At 70.1% G+C, this 23,666-nt stretch carries 18 protein-coding genes and 1 pseudogene; 7 read left to right on the plus strand and 12 right to left on the minus strand.

The window, feature by feature from the left end:
* Together U9977_RS07125 and U9977_RS07130 are read right to left on the minus strand one after the other, a co-directional pair.
* A pseudogene (locus U9977_RS07125) lies at positions 1–288 on the minus strand (transposase); the annotation flags it as partial.
* A gap of 28 nt (positions 289–316) precedes the next feature.
* Complete coding sequence (locus tag U9977_RS07130) at positions 317–1,894, minus strand: ATP-binding protein (RefSeq protein ID WP_322748388.1); 1,578 nt, start codon at positions 1,892–1,894, stop codon at positions 317–319.
* A 72-nt stretch (positions 1,895–1,966) separates the two neighbouring features.
* On the opposite strand from U9977_RS07130, the gene U9977_RS07135 reads away from it, so the two are divergent.
* Complete coding sequence (locus U9977_RS07135) at positions 1,967–3,577, plus strand: hypothetical protein (protein WP_322748389.1); 1,611 nt, start codon at positions 1,967–1,969, stop codon at positions 3,575–3,577.
* A gap of 360 nt (positions 3,578–3,937) precedes the next feature.
* Here the strand turns inward: U9977_RS07135 and U9977_RS07140 are convergent, their stop codons facing one another.
* From U9977_RS07140 to U9977_RS07155, 4 genes are all read right to left on the minus strand, one after another.
* The gene (locus U9977_RS07140) at positions 3,938–5,515 is read right to left on the minus strand and encodes an ATP-binding protein (protein ID WP_322748390.1); all 1,578 of its coding nucleotides are present in this window, start codon (positions 5,513–5,515) and stop codon (positions 3,938–3,940) included.
* Between the two features lie 163 nt (positions 5,516–5,678).
* Complete coding sequence (locus U9977_RS07145) at positions 5,679–8,060, minus strand: CoA transferase (protein WP_322748391.1); 2,382 nt, start codon at positions 8,058–8,060, stop codon at positions 5,679–5,681.
* Between the two features lie 8 nt (positions 8,061–8,068).
* Positions 8,069–9,202 carry an acyl-CoA dehydrogenase family protein gene (locus U9977_RS07150; protein ID WP_322748392.1) on the minus strand — a complete coding sequence of 378 codons (1,134 nt, stop codon included), beginning with the start codon at positions 9,200–9,202 and terminating at the stop codon, positions 8,069–8,071.
* A gap of 70 nt (positions 9,203–9,272) precedes the next feature.
* On the minus strand, positions 9,273–10,760 hold the full coding sequence (locus U9977_RS07155) for a fatty acid--CoA ligase family protein (protein WP_322748393.1): 1,488 nt from the start codon (positions 10,758–10,760) through the stop codon (positions 9,273–9,275).
* A 110-nt stretch (positions 10,761–10,870) separates the two neighbouring features.
* Here U9977_RS07155 and U9977_RS07160 point away from each other — a divergent pair, with 110 nt between their 5' ends.
* From U9977_RS07160 to U9977_RS07180, 5 genes are all read left to right on the plus strand, one after another.
* Entirely contained in the window at positions 10,871–11,896 is a 1,026-nt protein-coding gene (locus tag U9977_RS07160) for an acyl-CoA dehydrogenase family protein (protein ID WP_322748394.1), read from the plus strand.
* A 16-nt stretch (positions 11,897–11,912) separates the two neighbouring features.
* On the plus strand, positions 11,913–12,416 hold the full coding sequence (locus tag U9977_RS07165) for a pyridoxamine 5'-phosphate oxidase family protein (protein WP_322748395.1): 504 nt from the start codon (positions 11,913–11,915) through the stop codon (positions 12,414–12,416).
* A 102-nt stretch (positions 12,417–12,518) separates the two neighbouring features.
* The gene (locus tag U9977_RS07170; protein ID WP_322748396.1) at positions 12,519–13,127 is read left to right on the plus strand and encodes a TetR/AcrR family transcriptional regulator; all 609 of its coding nucleotides are present in this window, start codon (positions 12,519–12,521) and stop codon (positions 13,125–13,127) included.
* Positions 13,128–13,189: 62 nt separating this feature from the next.
* Positions 13,190–14,341 carry an acyl-CoA dehydrogenase family protein gene (locus U9977_RS07175; protein WP_322748397.1) on the plus strand — a complete coding sequence of 384 codons (1,152 nt, stop codon included), beginning with the start codon at positions 13,190–13,192 and terminating at the stop codon, positions 14,339–14,341.
* Complete coding sequence (locus tag U9977_RS07180; protein WP_322748398.1) at positions 14,338–15,135, plus strand: enoyl-CoA hydratase/isomerase family protein; 798 nt, start codon at positions 14,338–14,340, stop codon at positions 15,133–15,135. Before U9977_RS07175 ends, U9977_RS07180 begins: the two co-directional genes overlap by 4 nt.
* A gap of 117 nt (positions 15,136–15,252) precedes the next feature.
* Here the strand turns inward: U9977_RS07180 and U9977_RS07185 are convergent, their stop codons facing one another.
* From U9977_RS07185 to U9977_RS07210, 6 genes are all read right to left on the minus strand, one after another.
* Positions 15,253–16,479 carry a cytochrome P450 gene (locus U9977_RS07185; protein ID WP_322748399.1) on the minus strand — a complete coding sequence of 409 codons (1,227 nt, stop codon included), beginning with the start codon at positions 16,477–16,479 and terminating at the stop codon, positions 15,253–15,255.
* Between the two features lie 15 nt (positions 16,480–16,494).
* A complete protein-coding gene (locus U9977_RS07190; RefSeq protein ID WP_322748400.1) occupies positions 16,495–17,934 on the minus strand; it encodes an aldehyde dehydrogenase in 1,440 nt (479 codons plus the stop codon).
* Entirely contained in the window at positions 17,931–19,391 is a 1,461-nt protein-coding gene (locus tag U9977_RS07195) for a hypothetical protein (RefSeq protein WP_322748401.1), read from the minus strand. The genes U9977_RS07190 and U9977_RS07195 overlap by 4 nt, the downstream gene beginning before the upstream one ends.
* 109 nt (positions 19,392–19,500) lie before the next feature.
* A complete protein-coding gene (locus U9977_RS07200) occupies positions 19,501–20,037 on the minus strand; it encodes a hypothetical protein (protein WP_322748402.1) in 537 nt (178 codons plus the stop codon).
* Positions 20,038–20,526: 489 nt separating this feature from the next.
* Entirely contained in the window at positions 20,527–21,474 is a 948-nt protein-coding gene (locus U9977_RS07205; RefSeq protein WP_322748403.1) for a hypothetical protein, read from the minus strand.
* Positions 21,475–21,479: 5 nt separating this feature from the next.
* Entirely contained in the window at positions 21,480–21,953 is a 474-nt protein-coding gene (locus U9977_RS07210; protein ID WP_322748404.1) for a hypothetical protein, read from the minus strand.
* 547 nt (positions 21,954–22,500) lie between these two features.
* On the opposite strand from U9977_RS07210, the gene U9977_RS07215 reads away from it, so the two are divergent.
* Positions 22,501–23,646 carry an amidohydrolase family protein gene (locus U9977_RS07215; protein ID WP_322748405.1) on the plus strand — a complete coding sequence of 382 codons (1,146 nt, stop codon included), beginning with the start codon at positions 22,501–22,503 and terminating at the stop codon, positions 23,644–23,646.
* Positions 23,647–23,666 lie beyond the last annotated feature (20 nt).

Raw genomic sequence — 23,666 nt, forward strand, 5'->3', positions numbered from 1 at the left:
GGGACTGGGGCACGCACCTCGCTTCGTTGTCGTCAGCCCAGGTAGAACACCGCTACCGCTGGCGGTCACGGTGGTCAGGTCGTCGTGCGGGCCGAGGCGGATGGCGTCCAGTGGCGCGGTCCAGGAGGTCCGGCCCGGCTCGAGGGCCATGATGAAGGAGTAGGGCCAGCCTGGGACCATCTGGGCGTTGCCTTTCCCTCGGCCGTAGGTGTGGCAGAACGCCCGTTGGTCGCTGGTCGGGGCGGACGGGCGCAGCTACGGACTGACGTCGACCCCCAGCATGATCCGGCGGAGATGTCGGAGGATTAGGGATTAGTTAGGCCCGCAGGAGGGTTACAGCGCGGCCCGTCGGTGTGGTGACCGTGTCGAACTGGGTGCGTTCGGTGATGTCCGCGGCGCCTGGGCGGCGGTCGAAGAGGATGAGGGTCCCAGCGTCGAGGCCGATACGGTCGAGGTAGCGGTCGAGCTGGGTCAGGCCCTGGCGCAGCGGGTTTGCCTTGCCCGGGTGCCAGACCTTGAGCTCGAGGGCCTCGCGCTGCCAGCGGCGTTTGCCGCCCTGATCCGTGTAGGGCCATTGCACGAGCAGGTCGATCCGCCCGGCGCCGACGCCGTACTCGCGTTCCACATAGCCGCCACCGTTGACGACGCGTTGGAGGAATCCCATGAGGACGAGCTGCGGGGCGACCTCGTGGTAGTGCTCGGTCGACGTGAGGACATCGCCGTGTTCGATCCAGAACTCGGCGAACTCCCGCAGCAGCATCTGGAAGTCGAAACGGCCGTCTGACCGGACGAAGCTGCGGGGGTCGGCGACGACGTTGGCCTCGACCTGTGAGGTCAGGACCCGGACGATGACTTCACGGTAGATCGGGTTGGCGATCCGCACCGGATTCTTTGGGGCGATCAGGCCGAGGTCGCGGGTGTAGGCGAGGTCGTCGTCATAGGGGTCGAGTTGGATGAGGTCGCCGGCCAGCAGCGGCTGCACGATCCGGCGGACACGGGGCTCGGCAAGCCGGGCCGCCAAGGAGTCCAGGTGGGTCGCCCGGGCAAGGATCAGTCGTTCCTTGGCCTGCTCCAGGTGGTCGATCGTGATCGGCGCCGAGGCCGGCACCGCCAGCTTCACGACGATCTCACGCGCGAGTGCGTTGACCAGCCACGGCTGACCGGCGGTCAGCTCGTAGGCCCGCGCCACCGCCGCTGGCGTGAACTCCTGCCCGATGTCCGCAGTGTGCTGGCCGTAGAGCTCGGCGACCTCATCCGGGGTGAAGTCCCCCAATCGTAGCGACTCCAGTTTGATGTTGAAAGGGCTGGACGTTCCCAACCGGGACGGGTCGCCACCCGCCGCGGCTTTGTAGTCGCGGACGTCGCGTAGACCGCACAGCGCGACCGACGCCGGGAACTGGCTGGGGCGACCACGGTAGCCGTTGCGCAACTGGCTTAGGACGCTGAGCAGACTCTGCCCCTGCAAGGCGTCGATCTCGTCGAAGAACAGCACCAGAGGCCGTGGGCAGGCCTGCGCCCACGCCCGCAGCGCCGTGCCCAACAGGGTCTCGTCCGGGGCGTCGGGCCATGGCTGCGGGCGCAGTTGCGGCGGCAGCGCGTCCTCGGCGGCCTCGCGGATCACCTGAAGAACGCCCCGCGCCGCGCGGCCGTAGTCGTCACGGGCCACCCGGCCGACCTCGCAGGAGAACAGCACGGCCGCGTACCGCCCCCGCGCGGTCAGCTCGTCCGCGAGCGCCTGTAGCGTCGTCGTCTTCCCCGTCTGCCGCGGCGCGTGCACGACGAAGTACCCCTCCTGGTCGACGAGACCGGGCACCTCCGGTAGCCGCGACAGCGCCGGGACCATGTAGTCGATCCCCGGGCGGCACGGACCAGCCGTCTGGAACCGGCGACTCACCGATCGTCACCTCCTCCATTCCCCCGAGATCGCTTCGCGATTCCGCGGGTCCCCGGGGCCACCAGCAGGGAAGTGCTCCGCCCACCACCCTACGCATCAGGCACTCGGAGATCGACGATCTCAGCCCGGGCCACCCAAGCGGCCGACCACGCTCACCGCCACCCACTGGCCAACGGCACCCTGGTCAAGCTGCCTGTCGCCGAGGACTCGGCGCTGCTGCCGTCGCTACTGTCAAGGCTCGAACCGAATGATCTTGCGGCCCTCACCCACCGCCTCGCCGGGTATGCCGTGAAGTCGCCGACGGGCTGCTCCTGTGCCTTCAAGTGGTACTCCGGCGGGTCTCCGCTGTCTGCCCGGGTACGATTCGGCGCCGTGCCCGTGTCTCGTAAGCGGAAGAAGAAGTCGCCGTCCGGTCGCCGTTCCTCGGGCCGGCCTGGGGTACCGATCCCCAACAGGGCAGCGCAGGCCAACCCGTTGCGGGAACTGTTCGAGTACCGTCGCCGGCTCGACGAGCACCGCACCGCGCTGGCCGCGGACTCCGCCGGACCAATGGTCGACACGTTGATCACGGCCGCTCCCGGCTGGTCCGACGACGAACTCGAAGATGACTTCTGCGTCCGCTTCGGCGCGGTGATGACCCAGTACGAGGGCGGTGCGCTGGAGGATGGTGTCAACCCGGACGACTTCGTTCGCGCCGTGCTGTCCGCGCTCGACGGGCGGCTGCACGAGCCCGAGGATTCCGGCAGTGACGTCGCGGCGGCGCAAAGGTTGCTGGCCGTCGTCGCCGGTGTGCTGCCGGAGCCGCTGAGTGTGTCCGCGCGGGATCTGGTCGCCGAGCACCTGGACGACGCCGCGGCACAGCGGGCCACCCGCGGGCGTGCCGTGACCAGCCCGGCCCAGTGGGCGCGGAACAGCTACAGCACCCGCTGGGCCGTGGTCGCACCCCTCACCTCAGCGGACGGCTCGCAGCGGTGGTACCTGTGGGACGTGGACGCCTGCGGATATGAGGTCGTCACCGTGCACAGCGGCTTCCACTCTTCCGCCGAGACTGCGCTGGCCGAATGGCAGCAGGCTGTCGGCCCCTCCGCCGCCGAGGCCACCCTGACCCCGGTGGACGACGCCGAGACGCTCGACGCGCTTCTGACCGGCGAGGTGGAAGGCATTCGGCCTGGCGGAGAAGACCAGGCTCAGTACGCGGAGTTCCTGCGCAGCCGCCGGCTCGGCCGCACCGTCCGGCAAGCGGCCGGCCGGGCCCGCAGGCGCACGCTTCCGCGGCTGAGCGCGGACACCGCGGCCGAAGGGTTCGCCCGCCGGCTGCGGCGGATCGGCCACCACGACAGGCCGACCGGCGACGAATCCGACCAGGGCCCCGCTGGTGCTGGCGACCTCGCCGCGGAGATGGCTGAGTCCTGGTCCCCGCGCGAGCACCTCAGCCTGTACCCGTACTGCTCGCCGCACAAGGTCGCCGCGGCGGTATTGCACCTGCGCGACTTCTACCAAGACGCCTTTGCCACCCAATTGATCGCGGTACTGCCCGAGTGGATCCGCTTCCTCTCCGAACACACCGGCATGACAGCCGACCTGACCGAACGCTGCCTCGCCTACGCCTCGGGCGAATCCCGGTTCCCCGGCCTGCTCGACGAACACGGACAGCCCAACCTCATGGCCCGAGTAGCCGAATGACAGCACGCGTATCCTGAAGGGTCGATGACAGGGTACTCACCTGCCCAGGTGACGACCACCGCACGACCAGCCACCGAGATCCACCGGCCCGCAGGCCAATCGGCGCACCGCAGCCCCCGCACAAGCACGTTCCGAGGCGGCACAGGAACGTCGACGTGACCACAATGTCTGAAGATTACGATCAGACGGGCCGGAAGTGTCCGGAACCGCCAGGTGCCCGGGCCGACAGCCAAGATCGAGCGGTTCTTATTCTGGTGCGTTAGGTCCACCAACCGTCCGATGGGTAGGTGGCGCATAGCCCTGACCTGGTCGTTTAGCGGTTCGCGACGACCCCGCCGCTGGGCGGGCTCGCCCGCGGATTCAGCCCTGCAGGAGGGTGATGGTGCGGCCAGAAGGGCTGGTCGTCGTGGTGATGACGGTACGTTCGGCGATGTCGGGGGCGTCGGGGCGCTGGTCGAAGATGGCCAGCGTGCCGGCGTCCAGACCGAGGCGGTCGAGGTAACGGTCGAGCTGCTTGAGGCCCTGACGTAGCGGGTTGGCGCGGCCCACTCTCCAGGTCTTCAGCTCGAGGGCCTCCCGCTGGAGGTGACGGGTGCCGTCGGGGGTGGTGTAGGGCCAGCGGACGTGCAGGTCGATCCGGCCGGCACCGACGCCGTATTCGCGTTCGACATAGCCGCCGCCGTTCACGACGCGCTGAAGGTAGCCCATGAGGATGAGCTGGGGCGCGGCCTCGTTGTAGAAGCCGCCGGTGATGAGAAAGTCGCCGTGCTCGATCCACCAGTCCGCGAACTCGTCGAGCACCTTCGGGAAATCGAACGTGCCGTCGGGACGGATGAAGGAGCGCGGGTCGGCGGTGACGCTTTCCTGGATGCTCGACGACAGGACCCGGACAATGACCTCGCGGTAGATCGGGTTGGCGACCCGGACGGGGGCCCTGTGCGCGATGAGGCCCAGGTCACGCACGTAGCTGACGTCGTCGTCATACGGCTCGATCGTCAGAACGTCGCCGGAGAGCAGTGGGCCGAGTATCCGCTGGACACGCGGTTCGGCGAGCCGGGCAGCCAGCGAGTCCAGATGAGTCGCCCGGGCAAGGATCAGGCGTTCCTTGGCCTCCTCCAGGTGGTCGACCGTGATCGCCTTCGCGGTGGGGACCGCGAGTTTCTCGATGACCTCGCGGGCCAGCGCGTTGACAAGCCACGGCTGGCCGCTGGTCAGCTCGAAGGCGTGTTCCATGGCGCCCGGGGCGAACGGCTGCCCGGTGTCGGCGGTGTGCTCGCCGTAGAGCACGGCCACCTCGTCCAGGGTGAAGTCTCCCAACCGCAGCGACTCCAGTTTGATGTTGAACGGGTTCGAGGTCCCGAGACGGGCCGGGTCGCCCCCGGCTGCCGCTTTATAGTCGCGGACGTCGCGCAGGCCGCACAGCGCGACCGACGCGGGGAAGTCGCGCGGCCGGCTGCTGTAGCCGTCGCGGAGCTGGCTGAGAACACTGATCAGACTCTCACCGCGCAGAGCGTCGATCTCGTCGAAGAACAGCACCAGGGGCCGCGGACAGATCTGCGCCCACGCCCGCAGCGCCTCGACGAGGAGGGTGCTTTCCGACGCCTTCGGCCACGGCGGCGGGCGAAGATCCGCCGGCAGCGCGTCCTCGGCGCTCGCCCGGATCCGGTCGAGGATGCCGCGGGTCGCGGCGGCGTAGTCGTCGCCCGCCGCGCGGCCGACCTCGCAGGAGAACCGCAGCGCCGCGTACCGGCCACCGGCCGTCAGCTCATCGGCGAGCGCCAGCAGCGTCGTTGTCTTCCCCGTCTGTCGCGGGGCGTGCACGACGAAGTAGCCCTCCCGCGCCACCAGCCCGGGAACCTCCGGCAGCCGTGACAACGCCGGGACCATGTAGTCGATCCCCGGCCGACACGGTCCCGCCGTGTTGAACCGACGACCCATGGAAATACTCCCCGCGGCGGCGACAGTCGAACACGTTGGTCACGACCCTACCCGCCCAACGGAGATCGACGATCACCAGTGGTCGCCTTTCGGTCGGACGGCGTCGTCGTCGTTTCCGGGCCCGTCACTCCTGCCAGCGGACGGCACGCTGATCCCGACCGGCTCAGCCGTGCTTCGGCTTCGTCCCGATCACGCCCGCGGCCTCCCACGCGGCGAGCTGGGCGTCGGAATGCCCGAGGAGGCCGCCGAGGACCTCGCGGTTGTGCTCGCCCAGGAGCGGCGGGGTCCGTCGATGCACGGGCGGGTGCGGTCCACCGGAGAAGCGGATCGGGTAGCCGGAGTGGGTCGCCGATCCGACGACCGGGTGGCCGGCGAGATCCTCGAAGAAGCCGCGGGCCTGCAGCTGCGGGTTGGAATCCAGGAAGGCGCCGTTGCCGACGACCGCAGCTGGCACGCCGTGGCTGACCAGGACGTCTTCGACCTCGGCCGCGCCGCGTGCGGACGTCCAGGCGTTGATGGTCTCGTCGATGGCGTCATGCTGGGCCCGGCGCTGCTCGCGGCTGTTCAGGCAGTCCCATCCAGACGGCTCACCGAGGGCCGTGCGCAGCCCGTGCCACTGTCTCTCGGTCTCGACCGAGACCGCGACCCAGGTGTCACCGCCGGAGTCCGCGCAGAGGTACAGCCCTTGCGGTGCCGCCGTGGGGCTTCGGTTCCCGTCCCGCTTCAGGAGTGCCCCGTAGGCGCTGAACTCGGCGTACTGCTCGGCGCAGATGTTCAGCGCTCCTCCGAGCATCGGAGCCTCGATGAGAGAGCCCTCTCCGGTGCGTCGGCGGTGTTCGAGGGCCAGGGAGATCGCGATCGTCGCGTGTGAGCCTGCGAGTGGATCGCCGACGGAATTGGCGAACTGCGGCGGCGTGTCGGGGTAGCCCGTCATCCAGGCGATGCCGGAGACCGCCTCAATGGTCTGTGCATAGCCGGATCGGTCCCGCCACGGGCCGTCGGAACCGAACGCTGGTAGTCGTGCGTAGATGAGGTCGGGCCGCACGGCCTTCAGGACGTCGTAGGTCAGCCCCCACGAGGCCATGACGCGGGGCGTGAAGTTCTCCACGAGGACGTCCGAGTGGGAGACGAGCTCGAGGAGCAGCTCCCTGCCCTCCTCGCTGCCCAGGTCGAGGGTGATGCCCCGCTTGCCCGCGTTGCCACCGTGGTAGCTCGGACCTGTCTCCCACCAGAGGTCCTCGCGGAACGACCTGGCGCCGCGCATCCTCATGCCGTCCGGCCGGGACACGGACTCGACCTTGATGACGTCGGCGCCGAGCATGGCGAGCACGTAGCCGACGATGGGTCCTGCCCAGAACGCGGTGAGGTCGCAGACCCGTAGGTCTTGAAAGGGGAGCGCCGCCGGTTCGGTCCCTGTGGTCAGCTCTCGCGGGGTGCAGGTGGTCGTGACCGTCGCGGTGTGCTCGCCGAGCGTGGGCGCCGGCGCGAAGTCACGCAGCTGGAGGCTGCTCCGCGGGAAGCGGTAGGGATGGTTGGGCTGGACGAAGCCACCCCGGGGGTTCGTCGTCATGAGCCGGTTGGCCACCAGGTGGTCGAACCGCGGTGTGAGCGCACCGTTGCCGACGGGGGCGACCGGCACGCGCAGCGCCTCTGCTATCTCGATGACCTCGTCGGTGGTGTGCGTCGTCATCCACTCGGCGATCGCGGGCGCCAGCTCGTCCCGCCGGCTGATCCGCTGTTCGAGGCGGATGAGGCTCTCGTTGTCCATCCAGTCCGCCCGCTCGACCATCAGGCAGAAGTCGAGCCACTGCTGGCCGGTCACGACCATGAACGCGACCCAGCCGTCCTTGGTGCGCTCGATGCCGGGGAAGTTGAGCAGGCGGCGGGTATACGGCGGGACCCCGGCGATGCTGCGGTAGTTGACCTCGTACATGGTGTGGGTCAGCACGATCGACTCGAGCATCGACAGGTCGAGGAGCTCGCCCTGGCCGGTGCGCAGGCGTCGGCGGTAGGACGCGAGGAGGCCAACCGCGCCGATCATGCCCGACAGCCACTCGCCGGTCCGCCCGCCGACGCAGACCGGTGGCCGGCTGGGGGTGCCTCGTGCGAACACCCCGCCCGAGATGGCCTGGAGCGTGAATTCGGTGGCCGGCCGGCCGGCCCACGGGCCCGCCAGTCCAAAGGGGGTGATCGACAACACCAGGGCGGTCGGGTTGAGCTCCCGCACCCTGGCCGGGCTCATGCTGGCGGCGAGTTCGGACCCGGGTGACCAGACGATCGCGTCCGCCCAGCGGACGAGGTCCAGCGCCTCCTCGAGGGTGGGCACGGCGGACTGCTTGGACGCGGCGAGGACCTTGAACAGGGCGCCGTCGTCGTCCGCGGCGATGGCCGCGCCGCTCGCTGACCAGCGGCGCAGGGGGTCGCCGGCGGCGTCCTCGCACGTGACGACCTCAGCTCCGGCGTCGGCGAGCAGCTTGGTCGTGTAGCCGCCGGCGATGCCGATCGAGAGGTCGAGGACGCGGAAGCCGTCCAGGGGCGCGGGCACGGGTTCTCCTATCGGTGTCTGGGCAGGCCGAGCACGCGTTCGGCGATGATCGTCTTCTGGATCTCCGACGTGCCGCCGCCGATGCGCAGACCGAAGGACGTGAACCACGGCTGTGACGCGGACTGGTCGTGGCGGGCGTGCAGGTGCCGGACGTCGTAGTTCAGCTCGGTCGCGAGGAGCTTCAGTGCCGACGGTCCCGCCCCCTCGATGCCGGCTTCCTGCTCGTCAACCGACTGTTCGAGCAGGGCTCGCACGGCGAGGGCGCGCACAGTGAGTTCCGCGACTTCCGCGGTTGCGACGGGATCGTCGGCCACGAGCTGGCTGAGCCGGCGCAGCGCATGCAGGGCGCCGAGCACGATCGGGGCGGTGATGGTGCTGCGCTCGAAGAGCAGGGTCGTCGTCGCCACCTGCCAGCCCTGACCCACCGCTCCGATCACGTTGGTCAGTGGGACGCGTACCTCGTCGAAGCGCACCTCGCAGAACTCGCTCGGCCCGCCGATCGTCCGCAACGGCCGGATGGTGATACCGGGAGAGTCCAGGTCGACCACGGCGTAGGTGAGACCACCATGTCGGCTGGACGGATCCGTGCGCACGAGCAGCTCCGCGATGTCGGCGTACTGCGCGAACGTGCTCCACCGCTTCTCGCCGGTGACTATCAGGGCGTCCCCGTCGACGACGGCCCTGGTGCTGATCGCGGCGAGGTCCGACCCGGCGCCGGGCTCGGAGAAGCACTGGGCCGCGATGATCTCTCCCCGCAGGATGCCCGGCAGCCATCGTTGCTGCTGCTCGGGAGTCCCTCGCGCGATGACGGTCGGCCCCGCGTGGGAGAGGGCGACGAGGAACAGGCCCGTCATCGTGTCCCCACCGGCGAGCGCGATCTCCTCGTGGAACGCCAGCTGCTGGCGGGCACCCGCGCCACGGCCACCGTGGCTCTTCGGCCACGCCACGCCCGCCCAGCCGCCGTCGTGTAGCTGGCGCTGCCAGGCGCGTTGGCGCTCGACGTCCGCGGGCGTGAGCTCATCGGCGATCGCTGAGCCACCATGCACGGGTGGCGGAGTGTGGTCGCGCAGGAAGCCACGGAGCTCGGTGCGGAAGGAGTCGAGGTTGTCGCTCTCGACCGCGGTCGGGGTGACCGTGGTCACGAGGCGGCGTCCAAAGTGAGCATCGCAGCGAAGCGAGGAGCGGAGCGGCGGACGGCGCCGGGGCGATGGGTCACGAGGCAGCCTCCTCGGTGGTCAGCAGCGCGGCGACGGTCACTCGGTCGACCTTGCCGGTGTCCAGGCGCGGGATGGCGGCGACGAACCGGATCCTGCGGGGGAGCTCGTAGGCCGCCAACTCGGCCCGCAGGGACTGGCGGAGCCCCTCCTCGGTGAGCCCGGCCGCGCCGCCGCCGCCGCCAACGACGACGACAGCGACCGGGATCTCCCCGAGCCGGTCGTCCGCCACGCCGGTCACGGCGCTGTCCACCACGCCGTCGATCCGGTTGAGCGCGCTCTCGACCTGTGCAGGGTAGACGTTGAAGCCCCCGCAGAGAATCAGGTCCTTGACCCGACCGACGACGCTGACGAACCCGTCGGAGTCAAGGGCACCGAGGTCACCGGTCGCGATCCAGCCGCCCGTCGTGGCGGCACTCAACCGACCGTCGGCGTCGAGGTAGCCCGACATCGCCGACGCGGCGCGGGCCTGGATCTCCCCGATGCACCCCCGCGGGCGCTCCATCCCGTCGGTGTCGACGATCCGCACCTGGACGCCCGGAGCGGCGCGTCCGACGCTGCCCGGGGGCCGCCGTCCGGCCGCGACGTCGTCGGGCCGTTCGAACGCGATGGCGCCGGCGAACTCCGTCTGGCCGTAGTTGCGCAGCACGGGTACGCCGTAGCGGGCCTCGAAGGCGACGCGCGTGGTCTCGGGCAGCGGCGCGGTGCCGACGGTCACGCTGCTGACCCCGGGGAGTGTGACCGACGCAGCTGCCTGCACCAGCTCGTAGACCATCGACGGGGTCAGGCGCAGCACGCCGATCCTGCTCTCGGCCGCGATCCGCGCGACCAGCTCGACGGAGAACTTGTGGCACAGCAACACCGGCTTGCCCAGCCACCAGGACGTGAGCGAGGTCAGGAACCCGCCCATGTGCGCGACGGGGACGAATACCGGCTGCGGCTCGCGGGCCGGTGTCCGCACCGGTCGGCCCTGCGGTGGTAGTCCGCTGCCGGCGGCGATGCCGCGGATGCTCGCTTCGAGCGCAGCGAAGGCGATCGCGGCGCCCTTGGGCCGCCCGGTCGTCCCCGAGGTGAACATGACCAGGGCCTCGTCGGGAGGTGCGGTGCGGGCTTGGGTCGCCGTGCCCACGGGGTGCAGACGTGCGTCGAGCCCGTCCGGGTCCGGCTCGACGATCGTGGCGCAGCCGGCCTCGCTCGCCCGGCGGGTGACCTCGGCGTCCGGCAGCAGGCGCCCGAGCGAAACGACGCTCCCGCCGGCCCGCCACGCGGCATGAAGGGCGACGACGGAGGCGAGGTCGTTGCCCAGGCGGACGCCGGTCCGGGTACCCGGCTGCAGCCGGCTGCTGAGCGCCGCACTGGCCGCGGCGAGCTCGCCGAACGTCGCCGAAGTCCCAGCCGGGGTGCTGACGGCGAGCGACAGGGGGTGCTGCGCGGCTGTACTGGCGAGTAGTTCACGCAGCGGCGCTCGCCAGGATGAAGTGCTCACAGGGGCAGTGTCCGGGCAGGCAGGGCATCTGGACCCACGCCCGATCGAAACCGCCGTTCTCGACTGGATGCTTGCGCCCGTCGCCGCGGGCGAGTCGACTGGTGGACGTTATGAACCTTCTTCCCAGTGCCGACGGTTGGGCTCTAGCGCGAGCGACGCGTGAGGTTCTCGAGCGCGAGGGTATCGCCGCGACAGTGCGCCGCGAGGCGGGCGTAGGCGCCACGGGCGCTCGGCGTGAGCGCATGGTGGACCTGGCGGAGCTGGGTGTTCCCGCGGTTCTCGCCCCCGATCCCCACGGGCTCGGCCTGTCCTGCGTCGACGCGACCCTCGTCGCCGAGGAGGTGGGGCGGGTACTGCTGGCCGAGCCGGTGCTCGATGCGGCGGTCGTGGCCACGGCACTCCTCGCCGCCGGCGGCGCCGCCGGTACGGCGTTGGCGGAGCGGATCCTCGCGGGCCACGTGGTCGCGGCGTTCGATCCTGCTCCCTCAGACCTCGCGGTCGTGGCCGAGCCGCTGCCGCCGGACGTCCTGTTGGCCCCGGCCCCGGACCGTCGCTCGCTGCGGGTCCATGCGGTCCTCGGTGATCCGGCGGACGTCGACGACATGGACCCCACCCGTCCGCGGGTGAGCCGCCGACTTCGCGATCTCCCGGTGGTCGACGAGATCGAGATCGAGGTCGCCGGTCCCGTCCTCCTCGAACGGGCCTCGGCGCTCGGCCGGATACTGCGGGCAGCCGAGCTTGTGGGGGCGGGTGAGGTCGCGATCGTTACGACAAAGGTCTACCTGGGCGGGCGTGAGCAGTTCGGTCGGCCGATCGGGGCATTCCAAGCGGTCCAGCACCAACTTGCGTCCGCCTGGTCCGGGCTCCAGGCCGCCCGCGCCTGCGTGCGAGCCGCGGCTGCCGCGTGGGACTCGCGGGATCGCGACGCCCACGCGCTCGCCGCGGCGGGGAGCCTGGCTGCGGTCGAAGCCGTCGCCGTCGCCGGCGAGCGCTGCCTGCACCTGCACGGCGGCATGGGCTACGCCTGGGAGACAGGCATGCACCTCACGGTGCGCCGGGCAGAGGCGGCCCGGCGCCTCAACGGTCCCCGACACGCACTCCACGCTGCGGCGCTCGGCGCGCTGGCAGCCCGATGAGCGAACCGGAGGTGCCGTGAGCGTAGGAGCGAGCGAACCAGGGACACGGGGCATCCAGCTGACCGAGCAGGAGGCGTGGGAGCGCATCCGCGGCGCCCATACCGCGATCGTGACGACGCTGAAGGCTGACGGCTGGCCGGTCGCCCTGCCGAGCTGGTTCGTGGTCGACGGCGCGGACATCTACCTGCGTACCCCGGCGAAGAGCAAGAAAGTGCTGCGCATCAGCCGCGATCCCCGCGCCTCGTTCCTGATCGAGTCGGGGCGGGCCTGGGTGGAGCTGACCGCGGTCCAGCTGTCGTGCGAGGCGACGGTCCTGGACCGCGCGCTCGACCGGGAACAGGCGGTCCGCGTCGCGGAGCTGAGCGACACGAAGTACGCGGGCTTCTCGTTGCCGACCGCGGGGCTGCCGACGGCGACGGCCGCGCACTACGGATCGGGTATGGCCACGATCCGGCTCAGACCGGTCGGTCCACCGCTGACGTGGGACAACAGCCGCATCCGCCTCGCAACCCATCGATAGACAGGGCGCACGCTCGCGCTTACCGTCGACACCGTGAACGAGGCAGGGTTAGTTCGCCCCCGGGTGCATTCGACCGATCCAGCGGCGAGCCCAGAGGACGAGGTGGCCCGACTGACCGCGGCGGCTCGAGCTGCGCTGGCGCGTGGCGGCTGGTGGGGCTTCAAGATCGAGAGTGTGCTGCGCACCGCCGGCCTGTCGACGCGGTGCTTCTACCGCCACTTCGAGACCAAGGACCACCTCCTGCTCCACCTGCTGGAGGAGGACGTCTCGCGGGCGAGCAAGCGCCTCGAACGGGTGTGCACCGACCCTGACCCGCTGGTGCGGGTCCGCGCCTGGTTCGACGGCGTGCTGGACATGGCCTACGTGCCCCGGGTGGCGAAGCCGACCGTGCTCTTCGCGACGCACTGGCGCCACCTGCTCGGCATCTTCCCGGACCAGGTCGAAGCCTGCCGCGCGGCCCTGACCGCCCCGCTGGTCCGCGCCCTGGCGGATCTGGTCTCCTCCGGCGCGGCCGACCCCCGCGTCGACGCCGAGTCCGACGCCCTGGGCCTGTTCCACATCGTGTCCGGCCCGGCCGCCGACGTCATCTCCCGCGGTGGGTCGCCTGACCGCGCGACGACCGAGGCACAGATCCTGCCCCTGGTGGACCGCATCCTCGGTGTCACGCTTCCCCCGGCCAGCCGTCATGCGTGGCGGCCGGAAGACGGCTGAGAAGCCGCTTTCCCGCCGGAACCTTGCCCGGCCGGCACCCGGCGCAGTTGGCTGGAAGCGCCATGGATGAGACACCTGTGCAGCTGCGTGCCCGGTTCGCCGAGTTCCTCGACACCCACGACCCTGGACCCGCGCCCAAGCACGCGGGCGAGCGCCTGGCGTGGCAGCGGTCCTGGGCCGCACTGCTCGTCGAGGCGGGCTTCGCGGCGCCGGGCTGGCCCCGCGAGTGGGGCGGCATGGAGCTGTCCCTCGCCCATCAGGTCGCCTACACCGAGGAGCTTTCCCGGCGCCGGCTGCCGCCGCACCCGAGCGGGGGCACCTTCGTCGTCGGCCCGACGTTGATCGTGCACGGCACGCGGGAACAGCGTGAGCGTTACCTGCGGCCGGCGCTGCGCGGGGACGAGATCTGGTGCCAGGGGTTTTCCGAGCCGGACGCCGGCTCCGACCTCCCGAGCCTGCGCACCCGCGCCCGCCTCGACGGCGAGCAGTACGTCGTCACCGGGCGCAAGGTCTGGATCACGAACGCCCGCGCCGCCGATCGCATGTTCGCCCTGGTCCGCACGGGTACGCAGGAGCAGCGCCAGGACGGCATCAGCTACCTCCTGATCGACATGCACGCTCCGGGCGTCACAGTCACTCCCCTGGTGGACATGACCGGCAACACGTCGTTCTACGAGGTCACGTTCGACGAGGTCCGCGTGCCGATTTCCGATCGCGTCGGCGAGGAGGGCGGGGGCTGGCGGATCGCCCGCACGAGCCTCGGCCACGAACGGTCGACGGCCTTCATCACGCAGGCGTCGAAGTACCGCCGCGTCCTGGACGAGCTGGTCGCGCTGGCGATACGCCTCGACCGCGCCGGTGACCCGCTCGTCCGCCAAGCGCTGGCCAGGGCGGAGACAGACCTGCAGGTCGTGCGTCTCGGCGGGCTGCGGGTCCTCGGCGACCTCCTGCGGGGACGTGAGCCCGGTCCGGGGGCGTCGTTGGGCCGCCTCGTCTTCACAGAGTTCGAGCAGCGACTGCACGCTCTCGCGGTTGAGATCACCGGACGGTCGGCGGTGCTCGCGCCGGGCAAGGCCCATCCGGTCGAGGGTGGGCGGTGGTCGGCGGGCCTGCTGGCCACCCGCGCCAGCACGATCGGGGCGGGGACCGCGGAGATTCAGCGCAACACCATCGCCGAGCAGGTGCTCGGCCTCCCGCGAGAGCCGGCCGCGTGAGCACCGGTGAGGTTGTCGTCAGCACCGACGGCGGCCTGCGGGAGATCGTCGTCGACCGGGCGCCGGCCCGCAACGCGCTGCGAGCCGTCGACATGCACCGGATCACCGACGCCGTCACCGACGCGGTCGACGGCGGAGCCGTCCGGGCGATCCTCCTCCGCTCGGCGGGGCCGCACTTCTGCGCGGGCGCGGACATCGTCTCGGTGAACGCGCCCGGGGCCGAACGCCCCGTCACCGGCGGGCTGATCCGGGCGGTCCGCGCGGGTGCGAACCGCATGATCCAGGCGTTGTGGGACTGCCCGCTGCCCGTCGTCGTCGCCGTGGCGGGCCGGGCGATGGGCCTGGGCGCTCACCTGGCGCTCACCGCCGACGTGATCGTAGCCGGGGAGGGCGCCTCCCTCGTGGAGCCCTTCGCCGGGCTGGGCTTCGCGGTGGACAGCGGCGGCACGTGGCTGCTCGCGCGCCGGGCCGGGCTCGGCGCGGCCACCCAGGTGCTCCTGCGGGGGAAGCCCTTGGATGCGCGGCGCGGCTACGAGCTGGGCGTCTTCGACGAGGTGGTCGCCGACGCCGATCTCGTGGCGCAGGCTGCCCGGATCGCGGGTGAGCTGGCGGCGGGGCCGACCCTCGCGCTGTCCGCCACCAAGGGACTGCTGCGCCGCGGCCTGACCACCGACCTTGCCGCCGCCCTCGAGTCCGAGCTGGTCGCCGTCGAGCTCACGGTGCGCAGCAGCGACTTCAAGGAGGGCATCGCCGCCTTCGGTCAGCGCCGCAAGCCCGAGTTCACGGGACGCTGAGACACCCTTGGTCACGGTGACAGCGGTTCCGACTTACCTGCTTCAGGGGGCTTAGAGCGCCCGGCAATAGGAGCGTGGATCAAGGAGCGGGGCTGGGGTGCGCACCTCGTCAGCGGCTCAGCCGAACGTCAGCGGCAGGGTCAGGAGTCCGCGGACCGGGCTGTAGTGCGCGACAGGCCCAGTGCCCGCTGTGATGCGGTAGCTCGGGATCCGTGCGTGCCACTCCTCCATCGTGATCGCGATGATGCGGCGGGCCAGGTGCATGCCGAGGCAACGGTGCGGGCCGACCCCGAAGGCGAGGTGGCGGGTGACCGTGCGGCGCAGGTCGATCTCATCCGGACGGTCGTAGGTCTCCGGGTCGAGCCCGGCCATGCCCCAGCTCATCAGGACCATCTCACCGGGCTCCAGCCGCACCCCGCCGAGCGTCGTCTCCTGGGCCACCAGTCGCGCCGTGGTGAGTACCGGCTCGTGGCGGATCAGTTCCTCCATCAGGCGAAGGCGTTGCTCCGGATCAGCCGCTGCCTTCTGCAGGTCCGGTCGCGTCGCCAGTCGCGCCCAGGACAGGCTCAGAACCGAGGTGGTGGTGTCGAGCGAGGCCATCATGGTCACGTAGCAGGCGTTGACGATGTCCTCGCGTGGGATGGGTTGGCCGTCGATGCGAGCGCGCAGCAGGTTGCTGATCACATCGTGACCGTCGGTTCCCGTTGCGGCACGCTCCTGCACCTGCGAGTCGAAGAACGCGAGGATGTCCCGGTTGGCGTCCTGCACGTCCTCGTTGGTCCTGGCGTTCGGAAGGCCCTCGCGGACGAGCCAGTTCTTGAAGTCGAGGAGTGACTGGAGCCGTTCCCGCGGCACCCCGAAGTTCGCCAGAAAGGCCTCGGCTGGCAGCGCGCCGGCGATCGCGGACACGAAGTCGCAAGAGCCCTTCTCGGCGACGGCGTCGATGAGTTCGACGGTCGCGGTGCGGATCGCCGGGGTGAAGTGGTTGACGGTGCCTGGGGAGAACGAGTCCGCCAACGCCTGGCGCCATACCCGGTGGTGTTCCCCGTCGAGCTCGAGCGGGATGAGCCTTGCACCACCGCCGAGGGAGTCCCGCCAGGGGATGAGGTTCTTCTGGTTGACGAAGACCTCAGGCCGGCGGGCGATGGACTCGATGTCCTCGTAGCGGGTGGCGATCCAGTAGCCACCGAACTCGTCGCTGTGCAGGAGTGGCCCCGCCGAGCGGAGCTGCCCCCAGGCATCGAGAGGAGCCTGCGGGTCGCCCTGCAGCCACACCTGGAACGTGCTGAACCTGCGAGCGAGATCCTCGGTCGTGGTGGGGGGTGTCACGGCGGGTGCGGTCACGGGGGACTCCTCGGGTCAGCTGTTCGCGGGCATCGCGATGGACTTGAGCTCGAGGTAGGGCTCGAGACCCTCACGGCCCCACTCGCGGCCGAGCCCCGACTGCTTGAAGCCGCCGAACGGTGCACTCGTGTCGTAGGTGAAGCCGTTGACGTTGAAGGTGCCGGTGCGCACGCGTCGCGCCACGTCGAGTCCCTGCTGCGGGTCCGCGGTCCACACGGCACCGCACAGCCCGAACGGGGAGTCGTTGGCGATGTCGACCGCGTCGTCCACGGTCTCGTAGGGGATGACGCACAGCACCGGACCGAAGATCTCCTCGCGGGCGATGCGCATGCCGTTGTTCACGTCGGCGAACAGCGTCGGTTGGACATACCAGCCCTTGTCCTGGCCGTCGGGTCGTCCGCCACCGGTGACGACCCGCGCTCCGGCGTCGCGGCCGACCTGGAGATAGCCCTCGACCCGCTCGCGCTGCTCACGGCTCACTAGCGGCCCGAGCACTGTGCCCGGATCGAAGGGATCTCCGACCGGCAGGTGGCCGACGATGGCCGCGGCCCGTTCGACGATCTCGGCGTAGCGGGAGCGCGGAGCGAGCAGTCGGGTGAGGGCGATGCACGCCTCCCCGTTGTTCAGCATCGCGCCCTGGACCGCCGTCGGGATCGCCGCGTCGAGGTCGGCGTCCGCCATCACGATGCACGCCGACTTGCCACCGAGCTCCAAAGTGACCCGCTTGATCTGCTCACCGCACAGGCCGGCGATCCGCCGTCCGGCGACCGTACTGCCGGTAAAACTGATCTTGTCCACGCCGGGATGGGTTACGACCCGCTCGGATACCTCACGGTCGGCGGCGACGATATTGACGACGCCGGCCGGTAGTCCCGCGGCTTCGAGCACCTCGGCCAGGACGTAGGTGTCCAGGGGCGTCTGCGGAGCCGGTTTGACGACGGTGGTGCACCCGGCGAGCAGAGCCGGCGCGAGCTTGCCCAGGAGCAGCCCGAGCGGCGCGTTCCACGGGATGATCAGCCCGGCCACGCCGACCGGTTCCCGCCGCACGACCATCGGACCAACGCTGCCCGCGCGGCGCTCCTCGAACGAGACGTGCTCGGACATCCCGGCGTAGTACCGGATGAGGGCCGAGGACACCTGCGCCATCCGGCTGAAGGTGATGGGTGACCCCATCTCCGCTGTGATGAGCTGGGAGAGTTCCTCATGGCGGTCGTCGAGGAGGTCGGCCGCCCGCAGCAGGACCTGTGCCCGCTCGTTCGCGGTCAGGTGGGGCCACGGCCCTTCGTCGAAGGCCGCGCGGGCAGCGCCCACCGCGGCGTCGACGTCGGCGATCTCGGCTCGCGGGATGCTCCCGATGACCTCCTCGGTGGCCGGGCTCACCACCGACAGGCGACCGCTGCCGGCCGGCTTCCTGCGCTGACCGCCGATCCAGAACGCATCGTGGTCGATCGTCATCTGGACTCCTGTGTCGTGGGGACCGTGCTGGTGTTGAGCCCGCCGGCGCCTCTCACGTCGCACATCTGCCCGACGGGCTGGCGGTCCGGGTCGGCCAGTGCGTGCAGGCTCCGCGGGTCGGTGACGACGGATGCGAACCGCCGCGCGCCGTCGTCACGGCCGATGATCCAGCCGCGGGCGGGTGTGCCGTCCCGGTCGTGCTCGACGGTGAAGGTCTCGATCCGCCCGCGGCCTGTGACGGCCGAGGCGTACCCGGGGACCGGCTCGGCCGTCGGCGGGACTTGTGCCGGCTCAGCCCAGGGCCGCGCAGGCCTCGTCGGTGCGATGACCATCGCATGGTGTTTGGTGAGGTACTCGCCGTTGGCGTAGACCAGCGCCCGGCCACGCAGGCGATGCGCAGCGACGATCGCGTGCAGGCAGTAGTCGTTCGCCGGTCCGCCGAAGGATGCCAGGCCGCCCGTGACCGTGAGGGGACGTTCCTTGCCGAGCCCCAGGTGCAGCGCCGCCAGCTTGGGGACGATCGGGAAGCACGAGTACAGGTCGATGTGCTCGAGGTCCTGTGCCGTGCACTGCGCCTGGTCCAGGCAGGCGTCGAGGGTGGCGGACAGGCCGGGGGAACGAGCGAATGTGGTGCGCCGCAGGACATCGGTCGAGTCGGCGGCACCGGCCGAGGCCCAGATGTGGGAGATCCGCTCGTCGGGGATGCCGTGCTCGCGAGCCGTCTCGAGGTCGCAGAGCACGACGGCGGCACCCTGGTCGACCTTCGGGTTGGCGGTCATCCGCACGGTGTAGGGCCAACAGGTCATCCGGTTGCCGTCGGTGGCCTCGTAGACCTCCCGAGGGGTGAGGTGACGTGGCTTCCAGGCCGCGGGATTGCCGACGGCGACCTCGCTCATCGCGGCGAGGATCTCCCCCGACCAACGCTGGGCCTCCTCGAAGCTCTGCCCGAGTTCGGCACGTAGAGCGTTCTCGAAGAGCGGATAGTTACGCAGCGGTCTGTCGATGCCGTAGCGGAGCATCTCCTCGGTGCCGCGGACGGAGCTGGGTAGCCGTACGGGTCCGCCTGGTCGGTCGGACCACGCGGGCGGGTTGCCGGACGTGCTGGCCCGCGCCAGGGACGCGGCTGCTTCGGCACCACCGACGAGCGCGGCGTCGATCTGTCCCACGGCGATGAGGCGTGCCGCGGTCTCGATGAGGGCGAGCGGCTGGTTGCCGCCGACCTCGCTGTGCAGGGTATGGCGCGGCGCCGCACCGACGAGCCGCGCGACCTCGGCGGGCAGGTCGTCATAGCTCCACGACAGGACACCGACGATGAGGATCGCGTCCAGCGCGCTCAACAGTGCGGCGGGGACGGCATTGTGGGCAGCCTGCGCGATGAGCTCGCAGGGCTCGCTACCGTCGCCGCGGAGGTCCGCGGCGCCGACGATCACAGGTATTCGGGGCGCGGTCGGGGACACGCGGCGAACGTATTCCGGCCGGGGAGCGCATGCGTCTCGTGGAATCCGATTCTCAGGCAAGGCGCTTCGCGGGTGCCTGGCGCACAACAGCGTGATCAGCGCACGCGGGTCACCAGACGGGCTGGCCGTGTTGGTATTGGGCGGCGGCGTTGTGGGGGAGGACCACGGTCCCGCCGGTGCCGTGGTAGACGGCGTACACGGTGAGCCCGGAGCAGTCGAAGCCGACGACACCGCTGGGGCCGGCGGTGGGGCCGGCTGTGGGGCCGAACGTGTCGTAGAGTATGAACTCGACGCCGTCCCATCGCGGTGGGTACGGAAGTGAGCCCCGGGAGATCCTGCCGGACGACAGGGCCCGGGGCTTCGCGCTGTCTACACCTCTTGTCAGTACCCGATCGAGATGATCGTCAGCCGGTCCCCGGGATTCCAACACCATCCGTATGACGCCCATCTGGTCGAGTTCGTAGCACAGGCGCTTCAGGCACTGCTTCCGCCGGCGTTCGGACTGTTCACCCTGCCGCCCGTCATAGACGACCACCAGGTGCTCGACAGGTGCCCCGGCCACTTCCTCGATGATGGCGTGACGGCGCCTGTCGGACTCGTCGCGCCAGTGAAGCTTGCGCTGCCCGGGTTGTAACAGTTTCCGCATTATGCCGCGTGTTTGTTCGAGATTGTCAGTATCCCCCACTGCGGCGGCGAGCATGTAGGTATTCGGGTCGAGCCGGCTATCCGACTCCGTCTCGTCGACGTAGGCATGTATCCGGTTTTGCCGCTTCCAAGCCGTTCTGTGGCCCAACGGCTGGTGGCGATAGAGGAGGCCGACGCCACCCCTACGTCGTTTCGACAACCACGGATCAGCATGATCTGTTAGCGCCTGGAGTGCTAACCGTTATCGCACGTGACGAAACACCCGTTCGGCACCACCCCCGGCGGACGGGACGGGCCGCTGACACGCCGGGCGAGCACGGCCCCCGCCCTGGGCCGCGCGCAGCCCGTCGCGCGGCCCAGGCCCGGACCAGGACGCCGGGGATCTTGAAGACGTGGAGGAATTCGGCGATGATCACCGTTCTGGGTGACAGCAGTAGCGTTCTAGCGATGGCCTGGCGGAAACAAGCGGGGACTTACCGCCGGTCTGGTGCTATGTCAGCACTCGGTTGTGTATCCCGCCTCGCCGGATCTCGAAAATGCCGGGCGCCACCTCAATCGAGTCCTGTTCCACACGTTCGGCCCATCCCGGTGGCCAACGCGTCTGCGCCGACCACCGCACCCCCTCAAGATCCACGGAGGTGAAAGTGGCGTCCCGTAGATCTGCCTGGGTGAAATCAGTCCGTGCGGCGGCAAGATCGGATGCGATCTCGGCCAGATAGTCGGCGCGTCCACGATCGGCTACCAGCCCTGGATCATCAGGGATGATCTCCGACTTTGCCGCGGTAGCGGTGAGGAAGGCCAGGACCTCCACCACCTCGACCACCGTATCGAGGACGCGGTCGAGGTCGACGAGGTCGGCGCGGTCGAGGTCGGCGAGGGCGAGGGCGAGGGCGGCGCGGGCGCGGGCGAGGGCGGCGCGGGCGAGGGCGCGGGCGGTGAGGGCGAGGTCGAGGTCGAGGTCGGCGAGGTCGAGGTCGGCGAGGGCGCGGGCGAGGGCGCGGGCGGTGAGGGCGAGGTCGAGGTCGCGGTCGGCGCGGGCGCGGGCGAGGTCGGCGCGGGCGCGGGCGGCGCGGGCGGCGCGGGCGGCGAGGTCGACAGTCCGCGTAAGGGCGGCGAGGGCTGGGTGGTTACGCAGGCGTAGTCGATCGGAGGGGTTGAGGTCGGCGTGCAGGCTGGTGGCCACCAGCCGGGCGATTACGGGGAGCCGGTCCGGAGGTTCGGGGGATGGTTGGGCCCTCGACGTCCGTTCCTCCAAGGGGGTGGGTTCGGTTGGTGGCGGGACCGAGCCAGGCTGCGACGTGGAGTTGGCCGGGCGGCGGCGTAGAAGGGCGTAGGCGTGGCCGGCGAAGGTCTGCGGTTCCCCGGGCAGCGGGGTAAAGGCCGGGGTACGCCGGGACAGCACCGTAAGGACCTGGCCGATGAAGGAGTCAGCACGCATGACCCTCACCTGCCCGCCGTGTCCGTCGGGGTGGTGTCCTCCACCGGCTGAGATGTCGGGGATGACGATTGAGATGATGTCGCTGGGAGAAGACTGGCGGACGCTTGGCTGTTGACGCTGGGAATGGTCGTCGCCGGTTCCAGTGGGGTGCCGGGAACGGCATGGGTCTGTGTGGGTTCGGCGTAGGACAGTGGGACCACCCGGGAGAGTCGATCCACGATCAACGGAGCGGCGATCCCGACAGCTAAGGCGGCGACAGCGGTGTTCACCTGTCCGGACTTCGCCGCGGCGCCGGCGAGCACCGCTCCGATCAGCAGCCGGATCAACTCGGCGACCAGGTAGGCGGACCGGCTCGCTTCCCTCGCTTCACCGGTCTGCCAGGGCCAGCATCCGTGTCGGCGTACCACCGTGTACAGGTCCAGACCCTCGACGGTGAACCCGCCCAGCATCCCCCATACCGCCGCTTCAACCCCCGTCACACGATGAACCGTAGCTGACCACGATCAGCTGATCGGAAGAGGAGCCGATATAACCTCCCCTACCATCCTTGAACTGGCAGGGTCGCGTGTTCGTGGGGTGATGCCTGCTTTGCGGTTACTGGTTGTGGTCGCTGGCTGGGACTGTCCATCCGCGCCCTCGCAGACCGGCACGGGGTCCACCGCCGCACCGCCCCGCAAGATCCACAAGCCCAAGACCTGGTGAAGGGGGTACACATGCAGAGACCCCGCCTAGGCGGGGTCTCGCGCCTACCCAGCGAACCGAGTAGGGGAATATTCCTCAAGGTACCACACGAAGTGAGTGACTGCACGCACCGCATCGACAGTGTGGCCCTAGGTGAGGGCCGCCGTACCGAATGGTGCGGCCTCGATGATGCCGTCAGATCATCGCAGGATCGGTGTTGATCAAGCTTCGCCACGGGATCTAGCAACCACAGGCTGAGAACGACGTTGTCGACGAAATCTTCCTCGGCCCCGTGCCGCCGGTGCTACAAACAGGGACCGGTTTAGTACCCGAGGGAGCGGCATCGTGTTCGACCTCTTCAGCGTCGACGACCACATCATCGAACATGCGAAGGTCTGGACTGACCGCCTGCCGGCCAGATACGCGGACGACGCTCCGCACGTCATCGAGCGGGACGGCCGGGAGTACTGGGTCTGGGAGGGCGAGACGTTCCCCCAGATGGGCCTGAACGCCGTGGCGGGCAAACCGCAGGAGAAATGGAACCTTGAGCCCGTCCGCTTCAGCGACATGATTCCCGGCTGCTACGACCCCCGCGCGCGCGCCGAGGACATGCGCGAGGACAACATCCTGGCGAGCCTCTGCTTCCCGACGCTGGCGGGTTTCGGTGGCCGGGTGCTGAACAACTACGCCGACAAGGAACTCGCCAGCCTGTGCGTTGCGGCCTACAACGACTTCCACATCGACGAGTGGTGTGCCGCCGCGCCCGAGATGTTCGTGCCCTGCATCGTCGGCCAGGTGTGGGATCCGGTCGCCATGGCGACCGAGATTCGACGCTGCGCCGCCAAGGGCGCCCGCGCCCTGTCCTTTCCCGAGGGCACGGTTTCCCTCGGCCTGCCGTCACTGTTCAGTGACTTCTGGAACCCCGTCTGGGAGGCGTGCACGGAGACCGACATCGTCGTCTGCATGCACATCGGCTCCAGCGGCGAGCTCACCAACCCGGCGCCGGACGACGGCCCCTTCGTCCTTCCGATCGCTCTGGGTAACGTCAACGCCTGTGCGGCGATGGTCGCGTTCGCGATGAGCCCGGTACCTCGCCGGTACCCCACGATCAAGCTGGCCCTGTCCGAGGGTGGGATCGGCTGGATCCCGTCGGCCATCGAGCGGGCCGACCGCCAGTTTCTCAAGCACCGCCTGTGGGCGGGCATGGACGACCTGCTCCCCAGCCAGGTCTGGGAACGCAACATCTGGGCGTGCATGATCGAAGAGCCGTTCGGCGTGAAGGTCCGGCACGACGTAGGTATCGACAAGATCCTCTGGGAGTGCGACTACCCCCACGCCGACACGCTCTGGCCGCACAGCCAGAAGCAGGTGGCGGAGCTTCTCGCGGACGTTCCCGCCGCCGAGGCGAAGGCGATGACCAGCGGCAACGCTGAGGAGCTCTTCCGTTGGAAGATCGGCGTCGGCGGCGTCGGCGGCGTCGGCGGCGTCTGAGCGGCCCGGGAACAGGAGAG

It is taken from the genome of Protofrankia sp. Cas8, from assembly GCF_963555845.1.
GTDB lineage: Bacteria > Actinomycetota > Actinomycetes > Frankiales > Frankiaceae > Protofrankia.

What these genes read in the sequence shown, in the direction of transcription:
- U9977_RS07200 (WP_322748402.1), bottom strand. Translation starts at nt 20,037, where the DNA reads ATGCGGAAACTGTTACAACCCGGGCAGCGCAAGCTTCACTGGCGCGAC.
- U9977_RS07190 (WP_322748400.1), bottom strand. Translation starts at nt 17,934, where the DNA reads ATGACGATCGACCACGATGCGTTCTGGATCGGCGGTCAGCGCAGGAAG.
- U9977_RS07140 (WP_322748390.1), bottom strand. Translation starts at nt 5,515, where the DNA reads ATGGGTCGTCGGTTCAACACGGCGGGACCGTGTCGGCCGGGGATCGAC.
- U9977_RS07175 (WP_322748397.1), top strand. Translation starts at nt 13,190, where the DNA reads ATGGATGAGACACCTGTGCAGCTGCGTGCCCGGTTCGCCGAGTTCCTC.
- U9977_RS07160 (WP_322748394.1), top strand. Translation starts at nt 10,871, where the DNA reads ATGAACCTTCTTCCCAGTGCCGACGGTTGGGCTCTAGCGCGAGCGACG.
- U9977_RS07205 (WP_322748403.1), bottom strand. Translation starts at nt 21,474, where the DNA reads ATGCGTGCTGACTCCTTCATCGGCCAGGTCCTTACGGTGCTGTCCCGG.